The sequence below is a fragment of the Nonlabens sp. Hel1_33_55 genome, from assembly GCF_900101765.1.
In the GTDB taxonomy this organism is placed as follows: domain Bacteria; phylum Bacteroidota; class Bacteroidia; order Flavobacteriales; family Flavobacteriaceae; genus Nonlabens.
Genome location: NZ_LT627735.1, coordinates 1,887,184 through 1,904,677, shown reverse-complemented (window position 1 = coordinate 1,904,677; position 17,494 = coordinate 1,887,184). Strand labels below are relative to the sequence as shown.

General features: G+C 38.8%; 16 protein-coding genes. 8 read left to right on the top strand and 8 right to left on the bottom strand.

Features of this window, described 5'->3' with window-relative positions; all coding sequences use genetic code 11:
- Positions 1–2 precede the first annotated feature (2 nt).
- Positions 3–593 (top strand): NUDIX hydrolase, encoded by a 591-nt coding sequence (locus tag BLO34_RS08515; RefSeq protein WP_172823966.1) that lies wholly within the window; start codon positions 3–5, stop codon positions 591–593.
- Here the strand turns inward: BLO34_RS08515 and BLO34_RS08510 are convergent.
- The 3 genes from BLO34_RS08510 to BLO34_RS08500 are packed head-to-tail and all read right to left on the bottom strand — an operon-like array spanning position 590 to position 3,773.
- Positions 590–2,344: a M14 family metallopeptidase gene (locus tag BLO34_RS08510; RefSeq protein WP_090754438.1), complete on the bottom strand. Its 1,755-nt coding sequence runs from the start codon at positions 2,342–2,344 to the stop codon at positions 590–592. The genes BLO34_RS08515 and BLO34_RS08510 overlap by 4 nt on opposite strands.
- Entirely contained in the window at positions 2,344–2,796 is a 453-nt protein-coding gene (gene coaD / locus BLO34_RS08505; protein WP_090754436.1) for a pantetheine-phosphate adenylyltransferase, read from the bottom strand. The genes BLO34_RS08510 and coaD overlap by 1 nt, the downstream gene beginning before the upstream one ends.
- Positions 2,793–3,773, bottom strand: a complete 981-nt coding sequence (locus BLO34_RS08500) for a D-alanine--D-alanine ligase (RefSeq protein ID WP_090754434.1) — start codon at positions 3,771–3,773, stop codon at positions 2,793–2,795. Before BLO34_RS08500 ends, coaD begins: the two co-directional genes overlap by 4 nt.
- A gap of 137 nt (positions 3,774–3,910) precedes the next feature.
- Between BLO34_RS08500 and BLO34_RS08495 the strand changes: the two genes are divergently transcribed.
- From BLO34_RS08495 to BLO34_RS08470, 6 genes are all read left to right on the top strand, one after another.
- Complete coding sequence (locus BLO34_RS08495) at positions 3,911–4,546, top strand: PASTA domain-containing protein (protein ID WP_090754432.1); 636 nt, start codon at positions 3,911–3,913, stop codon at positions 4,544–4,546.
- Positions 4,536–5,576, top strand: a complete 1,041-nt coding sequence (locus BLO34_RS08490; protein ID WP_172823965.1) for an RluA family pseudouridine synthase — start codon at positions 4,536–4,538, stop codon at positions 5,574–5,576. Before BLO34_RS08495 ends, BLO34_RS08490 begins: the two co-directional genes overlap by 11 nt.
- Before the next feature lie 70 nt (positions 5,577–5,646).
- Positions 5,647–6,408: a peroxide stress protein YaaA gene (yaaA, locus tag BLO34_RS08485; protein WP_090754430.1), complete on the top strand. Its 762-nt coding sequence runs from the start codon at positions 5,647–5,649 to the stop codon at positions 6,406–6,408.
- 10 nt (positions 6,409–6,418) lie between these two features.
- Entirely contained in the window at positions 6,419–7,117 is a 699-nt protein-coding gene (radC, locus tag BLO34_RS08480; RefSeq protein ID WP_090754428.1) for a RadC family protein, read from the top strand.
- The gene (locus BLO34_RS08475; RefSeq protein ID WP_231959441.1) at positions 7,114–8,421 is read left to right on the top strand and encodes a DUF7033 domain-containing protein; all 1,308 of its coding nucleotides are present in this window, start codon (positions 7,114–7,116) and stop codon (positions 8,419–8,421) included. Before radC ends, BLO34_RS08475 begins: the two co-directional genes overlap by 4 nt.
- Entirely contained in the window at positions 8,414–9,109 is a 696-nt protein-coding gene (locus tag BLO34_RS08470; RefSeq protein ID WP_090754426.1) for a YjjG family noncanonical pyrimidine nucleotidase, read from the top strand. The genes BLO34_RS08475 and BLO34_RS08470 overlap by 8 nt, the downstream gene beginning before the upstream one ends.
- Here BLO34_RS08470 and BLO34_RS08465 read toward each other — a convergent pair.
- Complete coding sequence (locus tag BLO34_RS08465; RefSeq protein ID WP_090754424.1) at positions 9,088–10,383, bottom strand: replication-associated recombination protein A; 1,296 nt, start codon at positions 10,381–10,383, stop codon at positions 9,088–9,090. The two genes, BLO34_RS08470 and BLO34_RS08465, sit on opposite strands and share 22 nt — an antisense overlap.
- Positions 10,384–10,466: 83 nt before the next feature.
- On the opposite strand from BLO34_RS08465, the gene BLO34_RS08460 reads away from it, so the two are divergent.
- A complete protein-coding gene (locus BLO34_RS08460) occupies positions 10,467–11,147 on the top strand; it encodes a rhomboid family intramembrane serine protease (protein WP_090754422.1) in 681 nt (226 codons plus the stop codon).
- Between the two features lie 5 nt (positions 11,148–11,152).
- Here the strand turns inward: BLO34_RS08460 and rlmB are convergent, their stop codons facing one another.
- The 4 genes from rlmB to BLO34_RS08440 form a co-directional block, all read right to left on the bottom strand.
- Complete coding sequence (gene rlmB / locus BLO34_RS08455; RefSeq protein WP_090754420.1) at positions 11,153–11,887, bottom strand: 23S rRNA (guanosine(2251)-2'-O)-methyltransferase RlmB; 735 nt, start codon at positions 11,885–11,887, stop codon at positions 11,153–11,155.
- 95 nt (positions 11,888–11,982) lie between these two features.
- On the bottom strand, positions 11,983–12,840 hold the full coding sequence (locus BLO34_RS08450) for a DUF1735 domain-containing protein (protein WP_090754418.1): 858 nt from the start codon (positions 12,838–12,840) through the stop codon (positions 11,983–11,985).
- Between the two features lie 18 nt (positions 12,841–12,858).
- On the bottom strand, positions 12,859–14,367 hold the full coding sequence (locus tag BLO34_RS08445) for a RagB/SusD family nutrient uptake outer membrane protein (protein ID WP_090754416.1): 1,509 nt from the start codon (positions 14,365–14,367) through the stop codon (positions 12,859–12,861).
- Positions 14,368–14,380: 13 nt separating this feature from the next.
- Positions 14,381–17,395 (bottom strand): SusC/RagA family TonB-linked outer membrane protein, encoded by a 3,015-nt coding sequence (locus BLO34_RS08440; RefSeq protein ID WP_090754415.1) that lies wholly within the window; start codon positions 17,393–17,395, stop codon positions 14,381–14,383.
- Between the last annotated feature and the right edge of the window lie 99 nt (positions 17,396–17,494).

Here is a 17,494-nt window from a genome sequence, read left to right as displayed (position 1 = left end):
AAATGTATAAAGTTTTTGTCAAAGACATCGCGGTAATCGTGACCTCAGACAAGGATCTTTTTCCTGACCACGATACCTTCAATCTTAAAACGGTCAATTTCAAAAAGTTGATCAAGGCTATAAGAAAAAACAAGGTGGAGAAGCCATTGCTTTATTCTAAAAGTGAAGAAAAGCTTCTTAAACGATTGCACAAAAAAATACCGTTAGTGCTTGCAGCCGGTGGTTTGGTAAAAAATCAAAATGGCGAGTATCTATTCATTCACCGCAATGGAAAATGGGATCTTCCTAAGGGCAAGACAGAGAAGAATGAGAGTATGGAAGAAACAGCTTTAAGAGAGGTTGAAGAGGAAACTGGTGTGCAGAATCTATCCATCGATCATTACATTGCTCCTACTTATCATGTTTTTTCTCGTAACAACAAGTACCGACTAAAACTGACGCATTGGTATGCTATGAATACGGATTATAAAGGTGAGTTGGTACCTCAAGACAAGGAAGGTATTGACCAGGCAGTATGGCTCAATGACGCTCAGGCACGGGAATCTCTAGAGCAAAGCTATGCTAATATCAAAGACGTTTTTCTCAACGATTAATTTAATCTATAGATTGGATAGGTGAGGTAGGCAGATTCATAATTGGGAGATCGCTTATGAAGCCATGATAGTTGAGCGCCATTACTTTTGGCAAAATTCCTGTCTGCTTTTTTCAACGAGTCAAATTCTTTTTCTAGTTCTTCATTTTCGGCTAGCATTTTTTTTGCGGTCGCTTCAAACACATAAGCCGAGTAGCCTTCTTTTTGCTGAAGGATGGTATCAAAAAAGTTCCATTTGAAAAAGGAATCTGCCATGGTAGGCTCCAGCGTTTCCAGAATGTATTTTATTCCAGGTTGTGCTGTAGGTATGATGATATCGCTTTCGCGAAAGCGTACTTTTCCAATCTTCTCACTCACCTTTACATTGCTGTGTGGATAATGACCTTCATAGGCATTACTCGCAGTGTCATAACTCTCAATCTTGTAGGTTCCCACGGTCAAAGTGCTGTCTTTTTCCAATGGTTTCATAATAACATCGTTAAGTCTAAGCAACTCTAGAATTTCCCATCGACCTTGCGGAATCACATAATATTCTGGGACGCGTATGGAATCTCTGGCTTTAAAATAGGTTTGGAAAGGGGCTTTTCTATTGAAGGGCTGATCCCTATCATAGGTTTGTAGTTTGTTTCCAGTTAGCTCGCTTGTTTCATTGATGGCTTCATATCCCAAAAAATTTAGAGTGTCTGCCTTAGTTTCATCCAACTCAAAATTTGATGCGTAAAATGGATTTTCCTGAAATGTTTTAAAGTTGGATTTTCTGACTTCTTTTATCTTTTTGATATCCATGCTACCTATCGCAATCATTTCTTCCATGATGGCTTTAGTTCCCATAACCCTATCTTTGTATGGCTTCAACATATGTGTTTCCACCATCATTCCCAATACGTTCCATAGTGAGGTATAACCCGTTGAATATCTAGGGTAGTCAACAAACTGGCTAAAGCCTTCTTCTGGAGATTGATTGTAAACATTTACATAAGGCGTGATGGGTAAGGATCTTTTTTCCAGAGCATTTTCTAGAGCTGGTTGTAATTGATCATGTAAATAATTTCCAGCCTCGCCACCCAAGCGGTTGTGCTGTGTAAATAAATGGGTAAGCGTGTATTGATAATCTGCACCGTTGCTCACGTGATTATCGATAAAAAGGTCTGGTTTGATCTTGTGAAATGCGGTAGCAAAAGCCCTTGCGTTGCGACTATCTGCTTTTATAAAATCACGGTTGAGGTCGTAGTTTCTCGCATTACCTCTAAAGCCATAAGATTCTGGACCGTTTTGATTGGTTCTAGTGTCTGAATTTCTATTCAATGAACCACCGATATTATAAATAGCGATGGAGCTAAAAATCACATTGTCATCAACCTTCAAATTTCCCGTTGCAAGATCACGCATTAACATCATGGTGGCATCAATACCATCGCTCTCACCAGGATGAATACCATTGTTAACCATGATTTTTATATGATCCTCATTAGGCGAGCCCCAATCTATAGTATTGTTAGAATAATGAACCAAATGAAGCGGTTTCCCAGCATCTGTAGTTCCAACTTCTTCTAAAGTAATGGTGCTAAAATCTGCTGCGAGTAATTGATAGAATTCTATACATTCCTTATAAGTCGCGGTCTGGTTACCGTTTCCCTTTTCAAATGGTGTAAGATATTCTTTGTCGATTACTGCTTCAGAGCTATTTTCTTCTGCTTTTTTTGTGCAGCTCAGGACAATTAAGGCGATGGCAAGTAGGTAAGTCTTTCTCATTATTTCTCGACAGTTTTAGGTACAAGCAACTTATAGTCGCCATCATTGCGCATCACATCTCTAACTATAGAAGATGAAATATAACTGGTTCGTACGCTGGTAAGTAAAAATACAGTCTCGATCTCACTCAATAATCGGTTGGTGTGACCTATGGCTTTTTCAAATTCAAAATCTGCAGGATTGCGCAGTCCTCTTAGGATGAATTGGGCATCTTGCTGTTTACAGAAATCAACGGTCAATCCAGAATAGGTCATCACCTTGATTTTAGGTTCTTCCTTATATAGTACATCAATAAAGGCAACGCGTTGCTCTAATTCGAACATATATTTTTTGTCGGCATTGATACCTATGGCGATGATGATCTCATCAAAAAGATTCAGTCCACGATTTATGATATCGCTGTGCCCCAAAGTTATTGGGTCAAAACTTCCTGGAAATACGGCTCTTTTCATTTTTTGTGGTTTAAGATGGTATCCTCAATTATGGCAGTAAGTACTTCTTGTAAATTCTTACCAGCTGCTTTGATTTGTTGCGGTACGATACTCTCGCGGCTCATTCCTGGGTTCGTATTAATTTCTATAAAATGTGGTGTTCCATTATGAAAAATAAAGTCTGCTCGTGCTAGACCCTTTAATTTTAAGATGGAATAGATGCGTTTGCTCAATTCCTGTACCGCCAGAGTAGCAGACTCTGATAGTCGTGCCGGTGTGATTTCTTGGGCCTTTCCCATGTATTTTGCCTCATAATCAAAGAAGTCGTTTTCACTGACTATTTCGGTTGGTGGTAAGGAGAGAATCGTGTCGCCTATTTGGTAAACGCCTATAGATACTTCCATACCGTCCAGGAATGATTCAATAATGATCTCGTCGTCCACTGCAAATGCGGTTTGTAACGCTTTCGCGAAAGCGGAAACCTCATAAACTTTAGAGACTCCAAAGCTACTGCCGCTACGATTTGCCTTCACAAAACAGGGCAGCCCAACTGCTTCTACAATATTGTCAAAACTGATGTCTTCACCTTGATTGAGGTACAGGTGCTTACCCGTATGAATGCTCCACGGTTTGAGTACCGCAATGCAGTCCCTTTTATTAAAAGTAACGGCAGCTTGATAGGAATCGCAAGAAGTTTGAGGTATACCTAGCAACTCAAGGTAAGCCTGGAAAATCCCATCTTCTCCAGGAGTTCCATGGATTGTGTTGTAAACGGCATCAAAAACGATTTTGTCGCCGTTTAGATTCACTGTAAAATCATTCTTGTCAATTTCTTGATTACCTGCATCGTCCTTAAGAAACCATTTGTTCTTTTCAATGATAATAGGAAATCCCTTAAACAATTTAGGATCTAAATTTTCCATGATAACATTCCCACTTTTAATGGAAATATCTTTCTCACTGGAATATCCGCCCATGATCACTGCAATGTTTCTCATAAAGTTCTCTTGAATTGTAGAGGTACAACAAAGTTACAAAAGGTGTCGTTCTAAGTTAGACCATACATTCTTATCTTTGAGACTTATTTTTAATCCCTATTTGAGGCTCTCGTGCCTTAAGAACTAACGCCTGATTTATGAATTTTTTTCAGTTCATGTTTACCAAGACTTTTTGGGTTCAAATGTTGCTCGCAGTTATTTTGGTAGTGGTGTTGTGCTTTGGATATCTCTTTTGGTTAGACTGGCATACCAATCATGGTCAACAAATTACTGTTCCTGATCTTACTCGCAAGAGTTTATCAGAAGCTGATGATATACTTGAGGAAATGGACTTGCGTCGCCATATTATTGATAGTGCCAGCTTCAATCCAGATTTTCCTCCAAGATCTGTCATCGAACAAAATCCAAAAGCTGGTTTATACGTAAAGGAAAACAGACAGATTTATATCAAGTTGAATCCTTCTGGATATGGAAAGGTGCTCGTGCCTAATGTAGTTTTCAAAACAAAACGTCAAGCTATTCCAACACTGGAAGCTTTGGGCTTTAAAATAGGAGACATCACCTACAAACAGAATATCGCAACAGACATGGTTCTGGAACTAAGACACAATGGAGAAAATCTAGAGTCTGGCACACAATTGCGTAAGGCATCTACAGTTGATTTGGTTCTAGGAGATGGTAAAAGATTAGGACAGGAATATGAGGAAGAATCTGAGGAATCTGAGTTGGAGAATTCTGAATCTGATCAAGAAGCGGTAGAGGATGATGCTTAATAGTTATGATGAAGAGATGGATGATGACAATCTCCATGAACATTATCATTTTGTCGCCAGTTCAGGACAGGAACCTTTAAGGATCGATAAATTCTTGATGAACTTTATCGAGAACTCCACACGCAACAAGATTCAAGGTGCCATCAAGGATGGATCAGTTAGAGTTAACGGCGATATTGTCAAATCCAACTACAAGGTAAAACCTGAGGACGATATTAGAGTACTGCTCAATCATCCACCACACGAGAATTTATTGGTAGCAGAAAATATCCCGCTAGACATAATATATGAAGACGATACACTTGTTGTGGTAAACAAGCCTGCTGGAATGGTAGTGCATCCAGGTCATGGAAATTATTCTGGAACATTAATTAATGCACTCATTTATCATTTTGAAAATCTACCGAATAACTCCAGTGAACGTCCAGGTCTAGTTCATAGAATTGATAAGGATACTAGTGGCTTGCTAGTGATTGCTAAAACAGAGTACGCCATGTCCTATTTGTCAGCCCAATTTGCTGCTAAAACAAGTGAACGTGAGTATGTCGCCATTGCATGGGGAAACTTTACTGAATCCAGCGGAACCATTGAAGGAAATATAGGAAGACATCCTAAAAATCGTTTGCAAAATACCGTCTGGGAAGGCGATGATGCAGATAAAGGAAAACCTGCCGTCACGCATTATGAAGTGATGGAAGATCTAGGTTATGTCTCTATGATCAAGTGCAAGTTGGAGACAGGTCGCACGCACCAGATACGTGTCCATTTAAAACATATAGGTCATACCTTATTTAACGATGAGCGATATGGAGGCGACCGAATTTTAAAAGGGACAAACTTTACAAAGTATAAACAGTTTGTAGACAATTGCTTTAAAATTTTACCTAGACAGGCACTGCATGCAAAAACGCTAGGTTTTGAACATCCAGCAACTAAGGAGTGGATGAGTTTCTCAAGCGATATTCCTGATGATATTAGCGCTTGTATTGAGAAATGGCGCAACTATGCCTCTCATGCCCAAATGGACTAAGTCAAGAACCTAGGTTCTATAGATCATTTTGTAATATTCAATCCTTAATTTAGAGGTTTAAATTATTAGTATGAAAATTCTTCTTTCGCCAGCCAAAACATTGGATTACGATACAAAACTTCCAACCTCAAGAGGTACGCAACCCGCTTTTGTAGATGAAGCAATCCAGATTAATGCAAAACTGGAACGTCAGACTAAAAAAGAGATTCAAGAATTGATGGGTGTTTCAGAAAAGCTGGCAGACCTCAATTATCAGCGATATAAAGATTTCAAAGAAGAGCACGATAAATCTGTAGCAAGGCCTGCTATTTATGCATTTGCTGGAGACGTTTATTCTGGATTTGATGCCTACAGTATGGATACAGAATTGCTGGATGATGCTCAGGATCGCATCAGAATTCTATCTGGAATGTATGGTGTACTAAGACCACTAGACCTTTTACAACCTTACAGACTTGAGATGGGAACCAAATTACCCATCGAACTCAATAAGGATCTCTATGAATTCTGGAAGGATAAAATTACTCCAGAGCTAAATAAAGAGATGAAAGATGATGAGCTGCTCGTCAATCTAGCAAGTAATGAATATTTTAAAGCGATTGATAAAAAGAACCAGAAGGGAACTCTTATAAGTCCCGTATTCAAAGACTACAAAAATGGTAAGCTTAAGATCATTGCTTTCTATGCTAAAAAGGCTAGAGGTGTAATGGCAAGATATCTTGTCGAGCAAAAGGCCAACAGCCTAAATGATATTTTGAAGTTTGCTGGTGATGATTATCAGTATAGTGAGAAAGATACCGTGAAGGAGAACGAACCCGTATTCACTCGATAGAACTATTTAAATGGCAACGCCTCGTTCATATATCTCTATTAAGGATTGGTCAGAAAGTGATCGTCCTAGAGAAAAGTTGCTCCAGCAGGGAAGCAGGAGCTTGAGCGATGCAGAGCTTCTCGCCATTCTTTTGGGAAGCGGTACCGTTTCAATGAGTGCCGTTGAGTTGAGTAGAAATATTCTAAGTGACGCAGGTCAATCATTGCAACAACTAGGAAAAAAGACTTTGAAAGAGTTGATGGTGCATAGAGGAATAGGCGAGGCCAAAGCCATCACTATTGCAGCTGCCATGGAATTAGGACGGCGCAGGGCGATGGAAGCACCAACTCAAATTTTAAAAATAACCTGCTCTCAAGACGCTTTCAAGATATTGCAGCCCATCATGGGTGAGTTGCCACATGAAGAATTTTGGGTGTTATTGTTGGACAACAGCAACAAGGTTCTGGAAAAACATCAAATCAGTAAAGGCGGTATTACCGCAACGCATGTAGATCACAGATTACTTTTTAAACAAGCTATTGCTGCCGGTGCTGTGGCACTAATTATTGCACACAACCATCCTAGCGGCACACTAAAACCCAGCAGACAAGATCAAGATATTACCAAAAAGATCAAGACTGCTGGCGATACGCTAGACATTAAAGTATTGGATCATTTGATCATTACCCAGCAAAACTACTATAGCTTTGCAGACAACAGCCTTTTATGATACTGATCTATTGTCCTGACCTAACTTCAAGAAAGCAGTATATCTTCAAGCATATATTCCGCAGGATGTTGCAGGTGAAATATGAGGTTACTGGAGAACTCAATGTATTTGTGGGTCATGAGGGAACAAAGTTTTCTTATGGTGATAAGCCATTAGGCGAGGAAACTTTTATCTGGTCAAATGGATTGCTTAGTGAGCACGGTATTGATGATCATGAGATTGACATCATGGATTGGGATCAGTTACCAGCATTTTTTCAGGCTCCAGAAAGGAGCGATATTCCATTTGATATTTTTGCCGCATCATTTTACTTGATTACGAGATATGAAGAATACTTCCCACAGGTAAAAGATGATTTGGGAAGATATAGTCCATATGAGAGTATCGCCTACAAACATGATTTCTTACGCGAACCACTCATAGACTTATGGGTTAAAAAGTTTGCTCAATTGGTATTGAAGCTGGAGATAAGTTCGCTTTCGCGAAAGCGAATTCCCAAAAAAACAATTGCCATAGAAGTGGCTAGCTTCAATAAGTATAGAAAGCGAGGCGTTATCGTTAATGCGACTTTGTTTGTGAGACACGTACGCAATTTGAGGCTTAATCGAGCATGGAAGCAGTTGCAGACACTGCTCAACTTGCGCGAGGATCCTTATGACAATAGCACCAACATCCTAAGGCCTGTCAAAAACTCTAGATTTGATAGAAACAAATCAAGAAAACACAGCGCTGCAATGGTGTTTTTCTTTCATTTAGGAAACTATAATGACTTCAACACAGGCGTGACTTATAAAAGCAAAAGCTATGTAGAAGCGATAAAACATATCGCCGATTATGTAAAGGTTGGCCTCCGTTTCTCTAGCAATACCTCGAACGAGGATGTTTATCAGGAAGAAAAACGCTTTGAAGAACTTGTCAAACGACCATTGCAGCACACCATGGCTGCAAATTCTAAGATTAGCATGCCTGGCCATTATAAGTTATTGGTAGATACTAAAACAATGGAAGATTACAGTATGGGTTACGTGGCAGAGCCTGGTTTTAGGGCGTCCACAAGTCTGCCTTTCTATTTCTATGATTTGGATTATGAGGTGCAGACGCCATTACTTATCCATCCCTATTGTTTGCATTACAATACGATGGCACTACAAACGCGCAGCGGTCAGCAATCTGTTCTAAAAGAAATCCAGAATGCCGTGGACAATGTTGGCGGAAATTTTATAGTACAATTTCATTACGAACATTTTGATCTCGACATAAAGAGCCACGCGCTTGAAATCTTAGAATCCATTATAGATGAGTAATTTTAAAGGAATACAACACGTCTTTTTTGACCTTGATCACACCCTTTGGGATTTTGATCGTAATAGCAAGATGGCTTATTCCCAAATTTTTGAGGAAGAACAGCTTGAACTAGACCTTGAAGAATTTATTGCCATCTACGAACCTTTGAATCTTAAATTTTGGAAACGCTTTCGCGAAAGCGAGATTACTAAAGAGCAGTTGAGGTACCAACGACTTAAAGATACTTTTGACGCCTGTAATTACAAGGTGGCAGACGATCATATCAACCGGTATGCAGATTTGTATCTGGATTACCTTCCCAATCACAATCACTTGTTCCCTAATTGTTTGGAGCTGCTGGATACTCTAAAGCACAATTTTGAACTTCATATTATTACCAACGGCTTTGATGAGGTACAGGCTCGAAAGATGGAAAACTCTGGTTTGTTACCGTATTTTAAATATGTTCTGACTGCAGAGACAGCTGGTATCAAAAAACCAGATCCTGCTATTTTTGAGCGTGCGATGAAAGACACAGGTGCTAGAACGGATAACAGCGTTATGATAGGTGACAGTTATGAAGCTGACATATTAGGCGCTCGCAATGCAGGTTTACGCACGATATGGTTTACTAATGACTCCACTCAAGCTGGTAAGGAATCTATAGTTGCAGATCTTAAGGAAATTCAATCTTTGTTGCTCCCATAATTGTAGTGCTTGCCCCAGCGTTTTTGAAGAAATTCTCTTTGCGACTTCTCACGCGGATTTTCCCCAGGTTCGAATAGGGTAGTACCACTAATTTCTGTTGGAAGAAATTCATTGAATGCAAAATTGCCATCAAAGTCGTGAGCATATTTATACTCATCACCATAACCTAGATCCTTCATGAGCTTGGTTGGAGAATTACGCAATCCCAATGGAACTGAAAGGTCGCCCGTTTGCTTCACCATTTGCTGGGCTTTACCTATCGCTAGATACGACGCATTACTTTTTATACTAGTGGCAAGATAAACCGCGCACTGGCTCAATATAATTCTAGATTCTGGATACCCTATGGTGCTTACTGCTTGGAATGTATTGTTAGCCATAATCAACGCAGTAGGATTAGCATTACCTATATCCTCGCTGGCAAGAATAAGCATGCGTCTAGCGATAAATTTAAGATCTTCACCACCTTCAATCATTCTGGCGAGCCAGTAAACAGCTGCGTTTGGGTCGCTACCTCTAATTGATTTTATAAAGGCACTTATTATATCATAGTGCTGTTCACCAGTTTTATCATATCTAGCGGGATTAGAGCTAACCTGATCAAGAACCATTTCATTTGTGATGGAAATACTTTTTTCGTTCTGGGAATTGACGACCAGCTCAAAAATATTTAGGAGCTTACGAGCATCACCGCCACTTATTCTAAGTAGTGCATTGGTTTCTTTCAATTCGATTTCTTTCCCCTTGAAAAGTTGATCTGTTTTTATCGCTCGGTGAAGAAGCTGAATTAATTCTTCTTTAGAAAAAGCTTCCAATACATACACCTGACAACGACTTAAAAGCGCTGGGATAACTTCAAAACTGGGATTTTCTGTAGTGGCACCAATTAGGGTCACCCAGCCACGTTCTACTGCTCCTAACAGTGAATCTTGCTGGGATTTACTAAATCTGTGAATCTCGTCAATGAAGAGAATAGGATTCTTTTGAGTGAAAATTCCACCAGCATTTTTGGCTTTGTCTATTACTTCCCTAATATCCTTGACACCACTATTTATAGCGCTCAATTTATAAAATGGGCGTTGAGACTCTTGTGCAATTATTTCAGCAAGGGTCGTTTTACCAGTTCCTGGTGGTCCCCACAAAATGAATGAAGGTATTGTCCCGTTTAGGATGTGATTTCTCAAGGCTCCTTTTTCGCCCACGAGGTGTGATTGACTCAAATACTCAGAGAGATGTTTGGGTCTAATTCTTTCTGCTAATGGCGCTTGTGACATATGCCTTTTAATTTCATTCAAATTTTACTATGACAAAATTACGGCTCTTATGATTAAGGCTAGGTAATTGAATGGTATGAGATATGGATAATCGTACACCTTCCTTTAATCCGCGATGGCTAGTCAAGCCTTTACTCATGGTTTTTGGGATGTGGTTTGTATTCTGGTTAGAGATGCGGTTTTATACTGATTTTACTAAATATGGATTGTACCCTCGCACTTTAAAAGGTTCGATGGGAATTCTTACCAGTCCATTTATTCATTCCGGATTTTCACACTTGTGGAGTAATACAGCACCCATGGCAGTTTTATTATTCTTTTTAAGTCTGTTTTATAATCAATGGAGTTCAAAGATCTTGATATTGGGCATCTTGCTAACTGGTTTACTCACTTGGACTATTGGAAGAGATTCTTATCATATTGGTGCTAGCGGTGTAGTTTATTTTCTTGCTAGTTTTATTTTCTTCAAAGGGATTTTTCTAAACAACTATCGACAGATAGCAGCTAGTTTAATTGTTGTTTTTTTATATGGAAGCCTTGTATGGTATATGCTACCTATAAAACCAAATATGTCCTGGGAAGGACATTTAAGTGGTGCTATTGCTGGATTGATATTAGCTACCGTAATGAAAATAAATATTACAAAAGAGAAACCCTATAGCAATCCTATAACTAAAATAATCTCTCCAGAAGAAGAGTGGTTCTTACAGCAGTTTGATGAAGATGGTAATTTTTCTCCTATTCAAATAGATGAAGAAGAATGACAATATTAAGATTGACGTTGCCTTACCGCTTCATACAACATAGCACCACAAGCTACAGAAACATTCAAGGAGGCAATCTTACCTAGCATAGGTAAACTGAAGGTCTGGTCCAATATTTTGAGAGTTGAAGGGTTGATCCCGCGATCCTCACTACCCATGACTAACGCCAGCGGAATATTTAAATCGGTTTGGTAAATTGACTTTTCAGCCTTTTCAGAAGCTCCCATAGTTTGGATTCCGTAGGCCTGCATAAGGTAGATAGCATCTTTGAGATGGTTGACCTTGCAAATAGGAATATTGAATACTGCGCCAGCACTTGTCTTAACGACAACGCCGTTTATAGGAGCAGATCCTTTTTCAGACACTATGATAGCAGCAACGCCAGTGCATTCTGCGGTGCGTATGATCGCTCCATAATTACCCACATCTGTAACACCGTCCAATAGCAAGAATTGAGGATTTTCCTCAAGATTTGCTTCTTCAAGAACTTCTTCAAGATTAGAGTAGGAGATAGGCGATAATACAGCCACTGCTCCTTGGTGATTCTCCTTAGTGAGTTTGTATAGCTTCTCTTCAGGAACAAAGGATGTTCCTATTCCAGCTTTCTTAGCAGCGAACTTCAGTTGATTAAATAAGACTCCATTACCTTCTTTAAGGAAATAGATCTTAGATATTTCCTCACCGCTTTCTATGGCTTCTAGAATAGGTCGCAGTCCGTGAATTTGTTGTTTTGTATCCATGGTGTAAAGATAGCATTTGCTCCTTGAGTTTTGGGTAATAAAAAACCCGTCTAGAATTTCTAGACGGGTAATAATTATGAGCTTAAAATATTTATTTATCTCTTTCTCAACTCAAATGTACCTTGTGCTGGAGCTCCACCAAAAGCTCCGTTTACATTTCCAGTAAAATTTACGATAAATAATGAATCATCAGTGGTATTTGCATAAGAAGAAGCTGTGCGACCTGGACCATAAAGCAATGGAGGATTTATCGGATCTGCAACGTTATCAGCCAAGTTTAAACTGTTACAAATAAAATTCAAAGTAAATGTTCTAGCCTGAGCAGTTCCACCACTCCTAGGAATAGCTAAATAAGTTCGTTGTGAAATGCTAGCTGCTGTCAAGGTAACTCTAGTTTTACCACGGTCAGCGGAACTTTCACTATCAGGACTTCTAAAAATCGGGAAGCCAAAACCTCCAGCCGATTGAGTTACCACAAGATCATAATCTCCTACTGCGAAATCATCTGGAAGCGGACATACTTGAAAAATACTGACGGCTATTGTTGAAGTTCGCTCATTCAAAACAATATCCCCAGTAGGTTCAAGGTTCAAAATAAGTGCTCTAGGAGTAACTTCAACATTATTGTCTGTACCATTGATTTCAATGAAACCAACATACTCACCTGCAGGAATAGTAACGGTATTTCCTATCTCATAAGACGCAGGTAGAGCTGTAGAGCTTGGATCAACAGAGATTGGGAAAGTTCGATCAACATCTGAAACTGTGGTAACTCCTACTGGAACACTTACTGAACCAGTCGAATTCTCAACTATCGGAAGTTCTTCCGCGCGATTTATGAATTGAACAAGATTTTGGCCGTTTTCGACATCTAAAAAGATTAGCTCATCTTCTTTATCACATCCTATCAAGGATAGACAAGCTAATACACTAAATATTAATAATTTTTTCATTTTCTTAAATTTTAAGTATTAATAACCTGGGTTTTGTTGATCTCTCAAAGGAGGATTTGCATTGAATTCTGCTTGTGGGATTGGCCAAGTGAATCTGAAATCGGTTATAGGTAAATCACAAGCGTTGAATCGTTCGCAATCTTGGTCGGCTCTGTCGATACTTCTGTTACCTAAGGCACCTAGTCTTCTTAGATCTTTATACCTGTAACCTTCAAACGCAAACTCTAATCTTCTCTCATCCAAAATTGCGCCATAAGCTTCCTGTGCTGAAGTATATTCTTCTCTTGGGATATCCAAATCAAATCTGGCGTCTCTAAGATCATCTAGAAGGTCTTCTACTGTATCAAAATCTCCATCTTGCGCGGCTCCCTCTGCTAGTATAAATAGCATTTCGGGTGATCTAAATATTTTTAAATCATTCATCAAAGGTTGACCACTTGATCCACGATACTTATTAACGGTATAAACATCTCGACCTGCCAATGGGAATGTAGGAAAGAATTCGTATATAACTTCACTTCTAACATCTGCTACTTGCACAGTTAGTGCTAAGTCAGTAGCTACCTCATAATAAGGCGAACCACCAGTTCCTGGACCTACAAATGCATAATTAGCACCTGCCCATCCACCAGCAAAAGAACTACCTGTAGCACCTTGACCATCATATGGATCGTCGAGTGCACGCTGTAATTTAAAGATTACTTCAGCTGTTCCAGCATCTGTAAAAAGAGCTCGATATTCCGCTTGAGTTGCTAACGGATAAAAGTCCAATAGATCTGATGCCAACGGCTCTGCAGAATCATAGTCTCCAGCATAGGAGAAAGCTCTAGCACGTATAGCATCTATAGAATCAAGGCTGAAGAAAAATGTATTTTGTACATCTGCTATCAAATCTCTAGCTCTTAAAAGGTCTGTTTCTATGAAATTAAAAATTTCTCCAGTTGTGCTACGCAATGGTGGAACAAAATTAAATTCATCTTCAATAACAAAATCTATTAGTGGTACACCCAAGGACGATGGATCTGTCAAATCTGGGCTATAATAGCTTAACATCTGAAGATAAACAAAGGATCTTATGGCTAAAGCTTGTGCCAAAGAATCACCGATACTTACAACATCATCGTCAGAAAAGTCATTATCTGAATCTTCATCTTCATTTTGTGCGAGAAACCCTTCTGCCGCAGCAATAACTCGATTCGATAAATTAATCGCTCGATATCCTCTTGTCCATATAGCTGAAGGACCTGCACTAGCTGCATTAAATTGAAAAGAGTAAAGCGCTCTACCTTGCCCTCCATTATCATATCCAATTCTTATCTCGTCTGTAAAAACACTATTGAAGTGAATTTCTGGAGTTGTATCTAAACTCGCATATGCTCCTTGTAGTCCGTCGATAAGGTCTGCTGCTGTTTGATATGCAATATCTTCTTCAAGTAAACCTACTTGCTCGATATCTATTGCGTCTTCACAGCTGCTAAAGAAGCCAGCCGTGAACACCATTACTAATAAATACTTTATATTTTTCATGTTTTCTTTTTTTTTAAATTCCTATTTCAACACCGAAAGAAACGATTTTCGGCGTCGGATATTGTCGTGAACCATTTTGATATCCAGCTGCGTCAAATCCTCTCCATTTGGTAAAGGTGACTAAATTTTCAGCATTCACGAAAAGTTTAAGATTAGTTAAGTTCATTTTTTGTAAAACATCTCTGTTAAAGCTATAACCTAATGTTACAAAACGTAATCTAACGTAATCTGATTCTCTCAAATACCTTGTACTTGCGAAATCAAGGTTCGTAGCATTCAAAGAAGGAATATCAGTTACACGATTATCTGGAGTCCAAGCTCTTAATAAATCTTCTGACAAATTAAATTGACCTAAACTCGTAATGTCTTGAACAATAGAAAGATCATTGTCAAAACGGTCTATCCCTCCAGCATATTGAAATTGGCTTTGGAAGAAAAATCCTTTGAAGTCAGCGTTAAAACCAAAACTTCCTTGATATTCTGGTGTGATATTTTTGTCTAGAAATACGCGATCAGTATCTGGATTAGGACTTTCAGTTAAATCACCATCTGCCGTCAAAAATAATAAGTTTCCATTGGCTGGATTAACACCTGCATATCTAACGGAGAAATATTCACCAATTGGTCCACCTTCACGACCTACACCAATTACTTGACCGTCATCTCCTGGTAATTCATCCAATTCATTTTGATTATAGTTTCCTACGAAAAATGCTTCCAATTCAAAGTCACCTCTTTCTTGTCCACGAATTATATCATATCTCAACTCAAGATCTATACCACGATTTGTTAAACTTCCAAAATTTGCAGGAGTCAAGAAACCGCCTGTACCAACAGTACCTGAGATAGGAGTTGATTGATAAAGATCATCTGTTGTTCTAGTATAGAAATCTAAGGAACCTCTCAATCGATTGTCAAATAAAGCGTAATCAACACCTACATTAAATTGTGAGGTTGTTTCCCATTTCAAGAATGGGTTAGGAATAGGTCCTGGGAATAATGCATTGTTGTTTGAATAACCACCACCAGTTACAAAGAAGTCTCTGGTTAAGTTAAGACCACCGAAGTATCCACCACCTACAATGTTTTGATTACCCGTTGTACCATAACTCGCTCTAAGTTTCAATGAGTTAATAGTTTCATTTCCTTCTAGAAAATCTTCTTCAGAAAGATTCCATCTACCAGAAACAGAATAGAACGTAGCATATCTAAAAGTGTCGGCAAATCGGGAGGATGCATCTCTACGAATAGTAGCACCTAAACCATACTTACCATCATAATCATAGTCTGCACTAGCAAAGTATGAAAAGAGTCCTGAATTAAGGATGTTAGCTCTAGCGGTATCATTAAATAATATACCATCAGCATCTTCGTTCAAACGAGCTCCAACAAAACCACTACCATCTCCTGGTGAGAAAGTTCTACCATCTAAACCGTTAGCAAAATATCCAAAGGATCGCAAGTGAGCTTTGAAGTATTCCGTGTATAATCCTACATCAATTGTATGTAAATCGTTGAAAGTCTTGTTGAAACCTAAGGACGTCAACTGGTTGAAAGAGAACTGACGTGTTGTGGATTGGTCTTGAAAACCAGCAGTAGGATTTGCTTCACCACCAAATAATAACGCATTGAAACTATCAGGTCTTTCGGATCTTGTTAAAGAAATGTTTTGGTAATCAAAACTAGATACAGAACGAGCTGTTATGTTATCAGTCAACTGATAAGAGAAATTAGCAGAACCCAATAACTTTATTTCTTCTTCAAAACGCTCAAACGTTCTTCCTAAATCCAAGAGAAATAACGGTGTATTAGTGAACGATAGTGGACTTGTTAAATCTCCTCCATTCGTATAATCGTCTGGAGTAATATAAGGTACAGATTGTAGTGCTCCCAAAAGGTAGTTTCTGTTAATACCACCTGTTCCAACGTTGTTAGGTTCATCACTACGTGAGTAGTTCATGGATAGATTAGTATTGTATTGAAAACGATCATTTTCTGATTTACCGGTCACATTACTTCTTACATTAAATCTTTTAAGATTCGAATTGATAAGAATACCATCTTGTTCAAAATAACCTAAAGAAGTGAATTGACTCGAATTTTCGCCACCGCTAGTTAAACTAAGGGTGTTGTTTTTGGAAACTCCCGTTCTAAAAAAGTAATCCGTCCAATCAAAATTATCAGCTGCTGCAATTTCAGCATCGCTCAATGTTGCACCTCTACCTACTCCTTGCTGGCGTTCCAGAGTTAATAATTGTTGAGAATTTAATCTATTGTAATCATTATCCTGCAAAGTATTGAAAGACAAGATAGTGTTAGCAGATATTCTCAAAGGTGAATTAAAACTACCACGCTTCGTCTTAATGATTATTACACCATTTGAACCTCTATTTCCATAAATGGAAGTTGCTCCAGCATCTTTAAGTACTGTCACTTCGGCAATTTCCTGTGGATTCAAACTTCTAAAGTTATCTTCATCAACTGGCGCACCATCAATAATAAATAATGGCTCAGTATTACCGTTGATAGAACCTATACCTCTCAGGTTAACCACAGAGTTACCACCTGGTTGACCTGAAGTCGTGAAAATATTTAAACCTGCAACTTGACCTTCAAGTGTTTGAACGAAAGATGCATTCGGTCTATTTTCAATGGTCTCATTGGTTACGGTAGAGGCTGCCACGTTGCTTTTAGCTTTACTACTAGTTCGATAACTAGTAACAACAACAGCTTCAAGAGAAGTCTTGAGCGAAATATTAATAACGCTTTGAGTTCCCAATGTAATATTTTGTGAGTCATAACCAGAGAATTGATAGGTCAATACTTCTCCTGGTCTGGCCAGTATAGTATAATTACCATCAAAATCTGTCGTGGTAGCGTTTGAACTACCTCTTACCAATACGGTAGCCCCTAGAATAGGTTCGCCCGCTGGGTCAGTTACCTTACCGGTAACCGTTTGCTGTGCAAAAGCTACTTGCACAACTAACGCTAGCAATAGCGTTAAAATTCCATTTAATTTTGTTTTCATGTTTAGATTTATTTGAATTAGCCAGCGCCAAAAGTGCCAAAAAACAGTTAATAAAACAACTTTTCAGAGGTAATTTATAGATTTATTTAAGGACAGGTT